The sequence below is a fragment of the Streptomyces sp. NBC_00568 genome, from assembly GCF_026341855.1.
In the GTDB taxonomy this organism is placed as follows: domain Bacteria; phylum Actinomycetota; class Actinomycetes; order Streptomycetales; family Streptomycetaceae; genus Streptomyces.
Map to the genome: position 1 here is coordinate 1,688,832 of NZ_JAPENW010000001.1, position 12,766 is coordinate 1,701,597.

Below are 12,766 nucleotides of genomic sequence, written 5' to 3' on the forward strand. Positions count from 1 at the left end.
CGACGTCCGGGCCTCGCGGAATGGGCCGGTGGACGCGGTGCGCTGCTGCCCAGAAGCGCTCCCGTGTGCCCCGTGCCTCCCCGCAAGGCCCCGTGCCGAGCGAGGGAGAGCCCCACGTGACCATCGCGCCAGCCGATCCGGCTTCAGTGACCGCGCAGCAGGCCCCGGTGGAGACCGACGGTCCCGGAGCCGCGCTGCTGCGGACCCTGACGGATCTCACCGCCGACCTCCCCGACGCCGACCCCGGCCGGGTCGCCGCCGCGGCGCTGCGCGGCCGGTCCGCCCGCGCCGACGAGGCCGAGCTGCGCGAACTGGCCACCGAGGCGGCCGCAGGGCTCATCTCCGAGGACCCCGCGTACTCGCGGCTGGCCGCCCGGCTGCTCACGATCAGCATCGCCGCGGAGGCCGCCTCACAGGGCGTCACGACCTTCTCCGAGTCGGTCGCCGTCGGCCACCGCGAGGGCCTGATCGCCGACCGTACGGCCGAGTTCGTCCGGCTGCACACGGTCCGCCTCGACGCGCTCATCGACGTCGAGGGCGACGACCGCTTCGGCTACTTCGGGCTGCGTACGCTGCACAGCCGCTATCTGCTCCGGCACCCGATCACCCGCAGCGTCGTCGAGACGCCCCAGCACTTCATGCTGCGGGTGGCCTCCGGCCTCGCCGAGGACGACACGGTCCGCTCGGTGGACGAAGTCGCCGCGCTCTACCGGCTCATGAGCCGCCTGGACTACCTCCCCTCCTCCCCCACGCTCTTCAACTCCGGTACGCGGCACCCGCAGATGTCGTCCTGCTACCTCCTCGACTCCCCGCTGGACGAGCTGGACTCCATCTACGACCGCTACCACCAGGTGGCGCGCCTGTCGAAGCACGCTGGAGGCATCGGCCTGTCCTACTCCCGCATCCGCTCGCGCGGTTCGCTGATCCGCGGCACCAACGGGCACTCCAACGGCATCGTCCCGTTCCTCAAGACGCTCGACGCCTCGGTCGCCGCGGTGAACCAGGGCGGCCGGCGCAAGGGCGCGGCCGCGGTGTACCTGGAGACCTGGCACTCCGACATCGAGGAGTTCCTGGAGCTGCGCGACAACACCGGTGAGGACGCCCGGCGTACGCACAACCTGAACCTCGCGCACTGGATCCCGGACGAGTTCATGCGCCGGGTGAACGAGGACGGCGTCTGGTCGCTCTTCTCCCCCGCCGACGTGCCGGAACTGGTCGACCTGTGGGGCGACGCGTTCGACGCGGCCTACCGCAAGGCCGAGGAGGCGGGTCTCGCCAAGAAGACCATCCCGGCCCGCGACCTGTACGGCCGCATGATGCGCACCCTCGCGCAGACCGGCAACGGCTGGATGACCTTCAAGGACGCCGCCAACCGCACCGCCAACCAGACGGCGGAGCCGGGCCACACCGTCCACTCCTCGAACCTGTGCACCGAGATCCTCGAGGTCACGGACGACGGGGAGACGGCGGTCTGCAACCTGGGCTCGGTCAACCTGGGCGCGTTCGTGGTCGGTCAGGACATCGACTGGGAGCGGCTCGACGAGACCGTGCGCACCGCGGTGACCTTCCTCGACCGTGTCGTGGACATCAACTTCTACCCGACCGAGCAGGCGGGCCGCTCCAACGCCAAGTGGCGTCCGGTCGGCCTCGGCGCGATGGGCCTCCAGGACGTCTTCTTCAAGCTGCGCCTGCCCTTCGACTCGCCCGAGGCCCGCGCCCTGTCCACCCGGATCGCCGAGCGCATCATGCTCGCCTCCTACGAGGCCTCCGCGGACCTCGCCGAGCGCAACGGCCCGCTCCCCGCCTGGGAGAAGACCCGTACCGCCCGTGGAGTGCTGCACCCGGACCACTTCGACGTCGAGCTGAACTGGCCGGAGCGCTGGGCCGCGCTGCGGCAGCGGATCGCCTCGGTCGGCATGCGCAACTCGCTGCTCCTCGCCATCGCGCCGACCGCCACCATCGCGTCCATCGCGGGCGTGTACGAGTGCATCGAGCCGCAGGTGTCGAACCTGTTCAAGCGCGAGACGCTCTCCGGCGAGTTCCTCCAGGTCAACTCCTACCTGGTGGCCGAGCTGAAGAAGCTCGGCGTCTGGGACGCGCAGACCCGTGAGGCGCTGCGCGAGTCCAGCGGCTCGGTGCAGGGCTTCACCTGGGTCCCGCAGGACGTCCGCGACCTGTACCGCACGGCGTGGGAGATCCCGCAGCGCGGCCTGATCGACATGGCCGCCGCGCGGACCCCGTTCCTGGACCAGGCCCAGTCGCTGAACCTGTTCCTGGAGACGCCGACCATCGGCAAGCTCTCCTCGATGTACTCCTACGCCTGGAAGTCGGGCCTGAAGACGACGTACTACCTGCGGTCCCGTCCCGCGACGCGCATCGCCCGCGCGGCCCAGGCCCAGGCGCAGCCCGAGAAGACCATCCCCGTCCAGCAGGTCGCCGACCCCGACGCCGTCGCCTGCTCCCTGGAAAACCCCGAGTCCTGCGAGGCCTGCCAGTAATGAGCGACACCAGCACCGAGAAGGCCGCGTCCGAGAAAAACCTCCTCGACCCGGGCTTCGAACTCACCCTGCGTCCCATGCGCTACCCGGACTTCTACGAGCGCTACCGGGACGCCATCAAGAACACCTGGACCGTCGAGGAGGTCGACCTCCACTCGGACGTCGCGGACCTCGCGAAGCTGACGCCGGGTGAGCAGCACATGATCGGCCGGCTGGTCGCGTTCTTCGCGACGGGCGACTCGATCGTGTCGAACAACCTGGTGCTGACGCTGTACAAGCACATCAACTCCCCCGAGGCGCGGCTCTACCTGAGCCGTCAGCTCTTCGAGGAGGCGGTGCACGTCCAGTTCTATCTGACGCTGCTCGACACCTATCTGCCCGACCCCGAGGACCGCACCGCGGCCTTCGCGGCCGTCGAGAGCATCCCCTCCATCCGCGAGAAGGCGCAGTTCTGCTTCAAGTGGATGGACTCGGTGGAGAAGCTGGACCGGCTGGAGACCCAGGCCGACCGCCGCCGCTTCCTGCTCAACCTCATCTGCTTCGCCGCGTGCATCGAGGGGCTCTTCTTCTACGGGGCCTTCGCGTACGTCTACTGGTTCCGCAGCCGGGGTCTGCTGCACGGCCTGGCGACCGGCACCAACTGGGTGTTCCGCGACGAGACGATGCACATGAGCTTCGCCTTCGAGGTCGTCGACACCGTCCGCAAGGAGGAGCCGGAGCTCTTCGACGACCGGCTCCAGGAGCAGGTGACCGACATGCTGCGCGAGGCCGTCGAGGCGGAGCTGCAGTTCGGGCGCGATCTGTGCGGTGAGGGTCTGCCGGGCATGAACACCGACTCGATGCGGCAGTACCTGGAGTGCGTCGCCGACCAGCGCCTCCAGCGGCTGGGCTTCGCGCCGGTGTACGGCTCAGAGAACCCGTTCTCCTTCATGGAGCTCCAGGGCGTCCAGGAGCTGACCAACTTCTTCGAGCGCCGGCCGTCCGCGTACCAGGTCGCGGTGGAGGGCACGGTCGACCTCGACGAGGACTTCTGACCGCTCGCCCTCCGGACGGTCCGGCCTCGGCCGGCACCGCCGCGACGACCGGGTGACAGATGACAGGGCCCCGGCCGCCATGGGCGGCCGGGGCCCTGTCGCGCGGAGGGGGATCCTGATCCGCCGGTGGCACGTCCAACCCGCAAGGAGGCCACCCCATGCGTCGAACGACCCCCACCCGGACCATCGCCCTCACCGCCCTGATCCTGCTCCTCGCGGGCTGCGGCACGCAGAGCGGAGGCGACGCGGGCGGCAGCGGCACCGTGTCGCCGTCGCCCACCCCGTCCACCCCGTCCACCCGGGACTGCGCCACGGCGAAGGCGGAGCTCGGCGCCGCCGACACCGGCGACACGTACTGTCTGGCGCCCGGCGAGACGATCCGTGTCTCGCTGGACGGCACCACACGCAAACCCTGGGCGCCCGTCAAGGCCGCCGGCAGCGCGCTGGAGGCCACCAACAGCGGCATCGTCCTCCAGCCGGGCGACGCGTCCGCCGCCTACAAGGCGGTCTCGCCGGGAACGGTCCGGCTGACGTCGTCCCGGCCGATGTGTCCGAGTGATCCGGCCCGGGTCTCCTGCGACGGGCTTCAGGAGTGGGCGGTCACCGTGGTGGTGACGAAGGAGTGAGGCCGCGGCGGCCGCCCGGTCTCCTGGCGGGGGCCGGCGGCCGCCCTGAGCTGACGGTCCACGCGCCGCTCGCGCGCGAGCCCGATCAGGGAGGGGAGCGCCACGACCGCGAAGATCCCGAGAACGGCCAGGATTCCGACGAGGTTGTCCATCACTGAGTTCATGGACACTAGTGTCGCGTCGATGACTCCTTACGGTCAGTGGCAGAACTGCCGCACACCCTCGAATTACTGCCACTTCCACGGCACACTGGGGACATGCTGAACAACGTGGCGGCCGTCCTGCTCGACGGCGTGCATCCCTTCGAACTCGGCGTCGTCTGCGAGGTGTTCGGCCTCGACCGCAGCGACGAGGGCCTGCCCGTCTACGACTTCGCGGTCGTCTCCGCCGAAGGGCCGACGCTCGGCACCCATGTCGCCGGGTTCACCGTCTCCACCCCGTACGGCCTGGACCGGCTGGACGAGGCCGATCTGGTGGTCGTGCCCGCCGGGGACACGTACGCCGTGCGCGGCTATCCGCCCGAACTGCTCGCGTCGCTGCGCCGCGTGGTGGACCGCGGGGCCCGGGTGCTCAGCGTCTGCTCCGGGGTCTTCGCGCTCGGCGCGGCCGGGCTCCTGGACGGCCGGCGCTGCGCCGTGCACTGGCAGCACGTCGACGGGCTGGCCCGGCAGTACCCGCGGGCGATCATCGAGCCGGACGTCCTGTACGTGGACGAGGACCCGGTGATCACCTCGGCCGGCACGGCCGCCGGGATCGACGCCTGCCTGCACATCGTCCGCAAGGAGCAGGGTCCCGAGGTGGCCAACTCCATCGCCCGCCGCATGGTGGTGCCGCCGCACCGCGACGGCGGCCAGGCCCAGTACATCGAGCGGCCCCTGCCCCGCTCACGGTGCGACACGGTCGGCGAGGTGCTGGTGTGGATGCAGCAACACCTTGACGAGGAGACGACCGTCGAACAGCTCGCGGCCCGTGCCCATATGGCGCCGCGCACCTTCGCACGCCGCTTCCAGCAGGAGACGGGGACCACGCCGTACCGCTGGATCCTGCGTCAACGGGTCCTGCTGGCACAGGAGTTGCTGGAGGCCACGGACGAGACGATGGACGCGATCGCGGGCCGCGCCGGCTTCGGCAACGCGGCGGCGCTGCGCCATCAGTTCGTACGGAGTCTGGGGACGACTCCGCAGGCGTACCGGCGCACGTTCAGGGGCCCGAAGGCGGCCTGAACGTGCGCCGGTGGACATGCGGGCCGGACACCGGCCGGGCACCCGACCGCCTCAGCGGGGACGGGCCTTCAGCCGCAGCTCGTCGGGCCGCAGGGTGATGCCGACGCGGGTCGTGTCGCTGGACCCGGACACCGGCTCGAAGCGCCACCGGGACGCCACGGTCGCGGTGATCAGGCTGAGCAGCGCCATCGAGAAGTGGTCACTCGGGCACTTGCGGTTGCCGACACTGAAGGGGCGCATCGCGTACTTCGGGATGTCCTTGGAGCGTTCCGGAAGCCAGCGGTCGGGATCGAAATCCAGATGCTCCTGGTACGACCGCGGGTCGCGCTGGATCGCGTACGGACTGTAGATGATGTCGGCACCGGCCGGAATGCGATAGCCACCCAGCTCGGTTTCGGTCACCGCGCGCCGCGTCAATATCCATACGGCGGGGCGCAAACGCATCGCCTCGACGACGACATTGTTCGTATGCGACAGCTTCCGGACGTCGTCGAATCCGACGGGCCGGTCTCCGGCGATGGATCGGACCTCTTCGGCCACCTTGTCCGCCTGTTCCGGATGTTCCGTCAGGACTTGGAGCAGCCACATGATCGTGGAGGCGATGGTTTCGCTGCCGGGAGTGAGTATCGCGACGACTTGGTCGTGGATCTCCTGTTCGTCGATGGGGTCGCCGTCGTCGTTCTTCGCTTCCAGCAATGCCGTCAGCAAATCGTCCGGCTTTTGACCAGATGCCCGTCGCTCGTCGATGATCTCGTCGACGAGCGCATGCAAATCGGCCAATGCCCGGTCGAATGCGCGCATCGAAGGAAGCGGAAGCCGATAGAGCGGCCCCGCGGGTATGACCATGCGCCGGTACATGCCACGGAACACGGTGGCGAGGGCGAGGCTCAGCCGCTCGGCACGCTCGTCCATGAACCGGCCGCGCAGCAGACAGCGGGCGGCGACGCGGACGGCGACCCGGAACGACTCGGAGGTGCAGTCGACGGCCGTCCCCGGCTCCCAGCGCGCCGCGAACGCGCGCGCCTCCTCCTCCATGATCGGGCCGTACTCGGGGATGATGTCGAGCCGGAACGCGGGCTGAATGGTCCGCCGCTGGCGCCGGTGCTGCGGCCCGTTGGCCGTGGCCACACCCTGCTTGCCCAGCAGCCCTTCGAGCGACTCCCACAGGGGGCCGCCGATCTCGTAGTCGGGGCTGAGCGCCAGCTCCCCGGTGAGCGCGGGGGTGGTGACGGCGTACACCGTCTTGGGGCCCATCCTGAGCCGCACGACATCGCCGTGGTCACGCAGCTGGGCGAGGAAGCCCAGCGGGTCGCGTACCAGCTTCCAGCCGTGCCCGAGACCGGGCACCCCGCCTCCGGCGATGGGCGGGACGGACAGCTCCCGCACCTCGGGCACCTCGGGTCGTACCGACTCGACGGTCATTTCTCACCTGCCGCTTCGTTGTTGACGTACGGGGGTGTGGAGCGGTCGTCCCAGTTGTCGACCATGTACCTGCCCGACTCGTGGTGGAACCAGTACACGGAGCTGAACCAGTTCCGCATGTTTCCGAGGCACGCCCTCACGGCGACACTGGTCTCTTTTCCTTGCACGGTGCCGTCCGCGAGTGTGTCGGCGAGCCTCAATACGTCCTGCTCGGCGATGAGGAATTGTTCGATGCATTCTTCGATCCGTCGTCTCACTTCGGTGACGGATTCTTCGAGCGTCAGCCCCTGATGATGAATGAGACTGATTCCGAGATTGTGGACCTCGTCACCCGCTATTTCCTTGGGCAGTGAACAGAGGTCGTTGTACCAGGCGGCGAATTCCTGACTGAGCAGTGCCGCCCGGTGAAATGCCGGATGCAGCCGCACCTTGTTGGGGATTTCCTGTCCCGCACTCGGTTCCAGAAGGTCGGTCCAGATCCAGTGCGCAAAGGTGAGCCGGCGGAGTTCGAGGTATTCCCCGACCGTGGGGACGGTGCCGGAGGTACGGTTCCGGAACTCCCGGTCGTACGCCTCGATCACCGCGTGGAAGTGGAGCGCGAACCGCTTGTTCCAGTTCTCGCCGAGGAACGAGTACAGCCGCACCATGCTGTCCGCGAACCCCGCCACCAGGGGATCCTGGTGATGCAGATGGTCCCTGGGGGCGTCGAGGGCCGCGTGAAGCTGCACCCTGAGCCTCCGCCAGGCGTCCACCCGGCCGTGGATGACATCGCGGTCGTGCCGGTCGTCCCAGACGAAGAACCACGCGCTGTAGTCCGCTATCGCCTGCATGACCTCGTCGGGGGCGCCAATGTAGTAGCCCGCCATGAGGTCCGTGTAGCACAGGCCGTCGGCATATTCCTCGACCTTGTCCGCGGACATCAGTCGTTTTTCCAGGAGCCAGATCCGGGTCTTCTCCTGGAGCTTGGGCCAATACGGGTGCAGTTGACGGGGAAACTCGGACTCGATCACCGGGAGAGAGAGCGCCGGTGGTACCGCGATCGCTGTCGATGAAGAGCCGTATGAGAAAGCATGCACGAACAAACCCCTCTCAGCCGCCTGTTGACGCCACACCCCTCCAGCTGTGCCGGGCGTGCGCCGTTGCGTATCCCCGCACTTCCCATTCAGCCCTACAACTGACCGTTCTGGGAACGGATTTGGCCCACTGACTACCTCAGCATGCCGAGAATCTCCCCTTGTGTGACTGAATCCGGATCATTGAAGGAGCACAAGGGATCGAACGTGCGACGTACATGCGAACGGTGCCTGGTCAGGGCGTTCACCCGACCAGGCACCGTTCGAGCAGACCCACGAGGGGTCGTGCGTCCCGCCTGTCAAAATGCGTCACAGCCGTCCGGGACGACCGGCGACGTGATGGTTCAGTCGTTCGCCACGGTCGCGTAGCGCGGCTCGTTCTCGGCCATCTGCCGCAGCGCGTCCTTGCGCTCGCGCTTGGAGAGCCGGTCGATGTACAGGTAGCCGTACAGGTGGTCCGTCTCGTGCTGGAGGCAGCGCGCGAAGTAGCCCGTGCCGCGCACCCTGATCGGGTTGCCCTTCTCGTCCTGCCCGGTGACCTCGGCGTAGTCGGGGCGGGCGAGCGGCGCGTACGCGGTCGGCACGGAGAGGCAGCCCTCGTTGCTCTCGTCCAGCTGGCGCTGGTCGGCGGGCAGGTCGACGAGCTTCGGGTTGCAGACCACACCGACGTGCCGGGTGCCCTGGTCGTCCTGGCAGTCGTAGACGAAGACCTTCAGGTCGACGCCGATCTGATTGGCGGCCAGGCCCACGCCCTCGGCGGTGCGCTGGCTCGCGAACATGTCGGCGACCAGCTGCTCCAGCTCGTCCCCGAAGTCGGTGACGTCCTTGCACTCCTTGTGCAGAACCGGGTTCCCGACCACCGTGATCGGCCGCGAGGTGCCGCGCTCGCGGTAGGCGGCCTCGCGCTCCTCGGCGTCCTCGGTGTCGATGACGAAGCCGTCGTCGTCCACGGGGAGCACGCCCACGTGCTGCTGATCGGTGTCCTGCTGCGCCATGACGACGTACGCCTTCCTCAGACCTCGGTAAATTCTGCGAGTACAGCCTAAAGGTGTACTCAGCAGACCTCTTCCAGATCCCGCCAGTCACGGGAGTCCGGGCTGTCCGCGACCCAGCCGTCGAGCAGGCCGCGCACCAGCGAGGCGGGCGCCGCGAGGCCGCACTCCCGCTCCGGGACCCAGAGCTGCCCGTCGGTGCGATGACCGAGCGGACCCGGGTGCCCCGGCTCACTGTGGTCGTGCGGGTCGAGGTGTTCCTCGTCGCCCTCGTCGGACGGCATCCGGGACTCGGAGCACATCCGGCACAGCAGCCGTACGGACGACGACCAGTCCTCCGCGGCGAAGCCGGCGTCGGCGGCGAGCTGCTCCAGCGCGTCCCGGTCGTCCTCGGTGGCCGCCTCGAGCAGGACGACCCAGGTGGGCACCGGGGAGGGGGCCCACAGCTCGATCTCGTCGAAGACCGGGTAGGCGTGCCCCGCGGCGGTGGTCCGCTCGCCGTGCGGGACACCGTCGTGCAGCACGACCTCGCCCCAGCGGCGTCCGGAGGACGGCAGCGGGATCGACAGCACCTCGACGCGGGCGGGGTCCAGCCTGCGCCCCCACACCACCTCGGCCTCGCCCTCCGGCGACAGCCGGACGGCCGCGCTGCCGAGGTCCATGCCCACCGGCTCACCGGAGACGGCCGCGCCTCCGGGCACCCGCAGTCCGTACGCCTGCCAGGAACGGCGGGCCAGCGGCCAGTCCTGGAGGGCGGTGGCCGCGATCCCCACGTTCCACCAGTCAGGTGCGCCGGTCTCCCGGTCGAGCAGAGCGACGGCCCGCAGGCCCGCCGCCCGCGCCTGCTCCCAGTCGTGCCGGAACTTGTGCAGCAGCGCCAGGTTGAACCAGGACTCGGACAGCCAGGGCTCCAGGTCCGCGGCACGCGTCAGCAGCGCTCCCGCGTCCTCGTACCGGCCGTCGCCGATCAGCGTGAACGCACGGTCGGTGGCCTGCCGCCATGAGGCGGAGGGCCGGTGTCGTCCCTTGCCGAAGATCCTCACGATTCCCGCCTGCCAGTTCCTTGCGTTTCCCGCCTGCCGGTCCTTTGAAGAGTCCCTTGAAGACAGTGCAGCCCCGGGCTGGCCCATGCCCCCGAACACCCTCTTCCTCGCATCCAACCACGGACCGTCGGACGGCCGCTCATTACCCATGGGTTACCCAGCCCAGGGCAAGGTCAGACCGGGTCGGGACAGGACCCGGGCGAGCGACTCCACGACCTCTGGCTGATAGTCGTGGGCGGTGGCCAGCCGCAGCTTCTCCAGGGCTGTCAGCGGCCCTCCGGGCCCTGCTTCCCGGGCCATCTCCTCGTATGCGTTCACGGCCCGGACGATGCGCGCGGTGACGGGCTGCTCCCGGTAGGGGTCCGCCTGCCGCTCCACCACCACGGCGACCTCGGCGTCCACCCCGGTCTGCCGTACGACGGCGCCGCCGAGCAGCGCGATCCTCCGCTGCTCGTCCGCCGGGAGCACGGCGGTGGCGCCGGCCGGCACGGGGTCGACCAGGCTGAGCTGTCCGATGTCGTGCATCAGCGCCGCGTACTCCAGGACGGTGAGGTCGGGCTCGGAAAGGCGCAGCTCCCGGCCGACGGCCCGGCTGAGCGCGGCCACGCGCCGGGCGTGCCCGGCCGGTGTGTACCCGGCGATCTCGGTCGCGCGCGCGAGGGAGGCGATCGTCTGCCGGTAGGTGACCCGCACCGCGGCGTACCGCCGGAAGGACAGCTGGGTGAGCAGCAGCGGCAGCGAGAAGACGGGCAGCGCCCACAGCCCGACCACCGCGACCGCGAGCGACATGACGGCCCCGGTCGCGCACACGGCCGACCCGATCCCGAGCGTGGCCCGCAGTTCGTCGCGCAGCAGCGGCCCGAACGGCCACCGGGTCCGCACATGGGCCGTCGCCGCCGCGAGCACGGCGTCCCACAGGGTGGTGAGCACGAGCAGCGCGACCAGCAGCAGAGCGTGGGCCGGGCCGCCCCACTCCAGCAACCTGCCCTGGTTGTAGAGGGGTTGGAAGCAGACGGCGGCGAAGGCGACGGTGAGGACGCGGCGCGCGAGGTGGTCGACCGTGGGCCCGCGTCCCCGCGCCACATGCGGAATGCAGCCGATCAGCGCCGCCGCCACGACGACGGCGACGACCTGGAGGACGCCGTGGTCGGTGCGGTGCCCGGCGTTCTCGCCGAGCAGCGCGTACGCGAGGGCTCCGGCGGCCCCGAGGGGCGCCGACTCCCGTTCCTCGGTCCCGCTCCACCGGGCGAGCTCGCCGACGGCGATGAGAACGCCGAAGGCCAGCGCGGTGCCGCGTTCGTCGAGTCCGTCCCAGAGGGTGGCCCCGAGGGCGAGAACCGCGAGGAGGAGGGCGAGCGCGCGCACCGCGGTGAGCGCGGCGGGCGTTCTTCCGGCCGACGGGAGACGGGCGGCGCGGGCGGAGAGTCCGTGCCGCGGGGCGGCGGTGCTCACGGCGCCCTCCGCCCGACGGTGCCGGACGGACGCGTCGGCGGCGTGCCGGGGCCGGGCAGGACGGACGGGCCGACGTCCGCGGTGACCGCGGGATGCCAGCCGTGCCGGCCGAGCGCCCGCACCAGCGCCCCCACCATCCGGGGGTCGAACTGCGCCCCCGCGCACCGCTCGAGCTCTTCGAGTGCCACCGGTACGGGCCGGGCCCTGCTGTAGGACCGGGTCGACGTCATCGCGTCGAACGCGTCGGCGACGGCCACCACCCGGGCGAACTCGGGGATCTGCGACCCCGCCAGCCCGTACGGATAGCCGCTCCCGTCCAGCCGCTCGTGGTGGTGCAGGATCGCCGAGCGGGCCTCGCCGAGGAACCCGATGCCCCGGACCATCTCGTGCCCGTACTCGGGATGCAGTTCGATGACCCGGCGCTCCGCGGGGGTCAGCGGTCCGTCCTTGCGCAGCAGCCGCGTGGGGACGCCGAGTTTGCCGACGTCGTGCAGGATCCCGGCGAACCGGAGCCCCTCGACACGCTCGTCGTCCATGCCCAGCTCACGGGCGATCATGACGGACGCCTGGCCGACCCGCTCGCTGTGCCCGCGGGTGTAACCGTCCTTGATGTCGACGGCCTGGACGAGGGCGCGGATGGTGGCCTGGTGGGCGGCCCGTTCGCGGTGGTACTGGGCGAAGACCCAGCAGGACACGTACATCGGCAGCAGGACGAGCAGCGCGGCGACGGGTCCGTAGGGGCTGCGCCACAGCACCGCCATCATCAGCCCGGCGAGCCCGTGCACGGCGACGGGTGCCAGCGAGCGCGCGAAGAGGCCGCGCCAGGCACCGCGTGCCGGCGCCCGCTCGGCCAGCGCCAGGATCCCGCCGTCGAGGACGGTGAGCACGGCGCAGAAGGTGAGCACCGCGGCCCCGGCGGGCACCAGCGCGTAGGGGAAGTGGGGCGTGGCCACCGCCTCCCGGCCGCCGAGCGCCCCGTGCACCCGGGAGGCCGCCCAGACGGCGACGGCGAGCTGGGCCGCGCGCCAGACCCGGCGCGGGCCGCGCGGCCGCTGTTCGACCCGGGCGAGCAACGCGCCGGGCAGCGCGACGAGGGCGGCTGCGGGCGGCGGCAGCAGAAAGGCACCGGCCAGCAGCACGGGGAGGAAGGTGCCCATCCCCTGGAAGGACTCGCCGCCGGGCGCACCGGCGCCACGCGGCCGGGGCGGCAGCGTGACGCGCTCGCAGCCCGCGTACAGCACGGCGAGCAGCGCGACGATCCACCAGGAGACGCGGACGTGCGGCAGGGGCGCGAGGCAGGCGAGCGCCAAGAGAACGACACAGGCCACGTACGCACGGGCCCACGCCGGAACCGAACCCATCCTCGTACCTCCCCCGTACCTCCCCTGATCTCAGGCTCCGGA

General features: G+C 70.5%; 11 protein-coding genes. 4 read left to right on the top strand and 7 right to left on the bottom strand.

Annotated elements, in window-relative coordinates; genetic code table 11:
- The first annotated feature begins 116 nt into the window (after positions 1-116).
- The 3 genes from OOK38_RS07145 (at position 117) to OOK38_RS07155 (ending at position 4,158) form a co-directional block, all read left to right on the top strand.
- Entirely contained in the window at positions 117-2,498 is a 2,382-nt protein-coding gene (locus OOK38_RS07145) for a ribonucleoside-diphosphate reductase subunit alpha (RefSeq protein WP_266848238.1), read from the top strand.
- Positions 2,498-3,532, top strand: coding sequence for a ribonucleotide-diphosphate reductase subunit beta (locus OOK38_RS07150; protein WP_266762585.1), 1,035 nt, complete (start codon positions 2,498-2,500; stop codon positions 3,530-3,532). The genes OOK38_RS07145 and OOK38_RS07150 overlap by 1 nt, the downstream gene beginning before the upstream one ends.
- Positions 3,533-3,690: 158 nt before the next feature.
- The gene (locus OOK38_RS07155) at positions 3,691-4,158 is read left to right on the top strand and encodes a hypothetical protein (RefSeq protein WP_266848240.1); all 468 of its coding nucleotides are present in this window, start codon (positions 3,691-3,693) and stop codon (positions 4,156-4,158) included.
- Here the strand turns inward: OOK38_RS07155 and OOK38_RS07160 are convergent.
- The gene (locus OOK38_RS07160) at positions 4,119-4,322 is read right to left on the bottom strand and encodes a hypothetical protein (protein WP_266762583.1); all 204 of its coding nucleotides are present in this window, start codon (positions 4,320-4,322) and stop codon (positions 4,119-4,121) included. The two genes, OOK38_RS07155 and OOK38_RS07160, sit on opposite strands and share 40 nt — an antisense overlap.
- A gap of 93 nt (positions 4,323-4,415) precedes the next feature.
- Between OOK38_RS07160 and OOK38_RS07165 the strand changes: the two genes are divergently transcribed.
- Complete coding sequence (locus OOK38_RS07165) at positions 4,416-5,381, top strand: helix-turn-helix domain-containing protein (protein ID WP_266762581.1); 966 nt, start codon at positions 4,416-4,418, stop codon at positions 5,379-5,381.
- A 51-nt stretch (positions 5,382-5,432) separates the two neighbouring features.
- Here OOK38_RS07165 and OOK38_RS07170 read toward each other — a convergent pair whose 3' ends face one another.
- From OOK38_RS07170 to OOK38_RS07195, 6 genes are all read right to left on the bottom strand, one after another.
- Entirely contained in the window at positions 5,433-6,803 is a 1,371-nt protein-coding gene (locus OOK38_RS07170; protein ID WP_266762579.1) for a cytochrome P450, read from the bottom strand.
- Positions 6,800-7,879 (bottom strand): epi-isozizaene synthase, encoded by a 1,080-nt coding sequence (cyc1, locus tag OOK38_RS07175; RefSeq protein WP_266765845.1) that lies wholly within the window; start codon positions 7,877-7,879, stop codon positions 6,800-6,802. Before cyc1 ends, OOK38_RS07170 begins: the two co-directional genes overlap by 4 nt.
- A 341-nt stretch (positions 7,880-8,220) precedes the next feature.
- Positions 8,221-8,871 carry a peptide deformylase gene (gene def / locus OOK38_RS07180; protein ID WP_266762577.1) on the bottom strand — a complete coding sequence of 217 codons (651 nt, stop codon included), beginning with the start codon at positions 8,869-8,871 and terminating at the stop codon, positions 8,221-8,223.
- A gap of 59 nt (positions 8,872-8,930) precedes the next feature.
- Positions 8,931-9,911, bottom strand: a complete 981-nt coding sequence (locus tag OOK38_RS07185; protein WP_266762575.1) for a hypothetical protein — start codon at positions 9,909-9,911, stop codon at positions 8,931-8,933.
- A 153-nt stretch (positions 9,912-10,064) separates the two neighbouring features.
- Positions 10,065-11,276: an HD-GYP domain-containing protein gene (locus OOK38_RS07190; RefSeq protein WP_266765844.1), complete on the bottom strand. Its 1,212-nt coding sequence runs from the start codon at positions 11,274-11,276 to the stop codon at positions 10,065-10,067.
- Positions 11,277-11,359: 83 nt separating this feature from the next.
- Positions 11,360-12,724, bottom strand: coding sequence for an HD-GYP domain-containing protein (locus tag OOK38_RS07195; RefSeq protein ID WP_266762573.1), 1,365 nt, complete (start codon positions 12,722-12,724; stop codon positions 11,360-11,362).
- Positions 12,725-12,766 lie beyond the last annotated feature (42 nt).

What these genes read in the sequence shown, in the direction of transcription:
- OOK38_RS07150 (WP_266762585.1), top strand. Translation starts at nt 2,498, where the DNA reads ATGAGCGACACCAGCACCGAGAAGGCCGCGTCCGAGAAAAACCTCCTC.
- OOK38_RS07155 (WP_266848240.1), top strand. Translation starts at nt 3,691, where the DNA reads ATGCGTCGAACGACCCCCACCCGGACCATCGCCCTCACCGCCCTGATC.
- OOK38_RS07160 (WP_266762583.1), bottom strand. Translation starts at nt 4,322, where the DNA reads ATGAACTCAGTGATGGACAACCTCGTCGGAATCCTGGCCGTTCTCGGG.
- OOK38_RS07165 (WP_266762581.1), top strand. Translation starts at nt 4,416, where the DNA reads ATGCTGAACAACGTGGCGGCCGTCCTGCTCGACGGCGTGCATCCCTTC.
- OOK38_RS07170 (WP_266762579.1), bottom strand. Translation starts at nt 6,803, where the DNA reads ATGACCGTCGAGTCGGTACGACCCGAGGTGCCCGAGGTGCGGGAGCTG.
- def (WP_266762577.1), bottom strand. Translation starts at nt 8,871, where the DNA reads ATGGCGCAGCAGGACACCGATCAGCAGCACGTGGGCGTGCTCCCCGTG.
- OOK38_RS07195 (WP_266762573.1), bottom strand. Translation starts at nt 12,724, where the DNA reads ATGGGTTCGGTTCCGGCGTGGGCCCGTGCGTACGTGGCCTGTGTCGTT.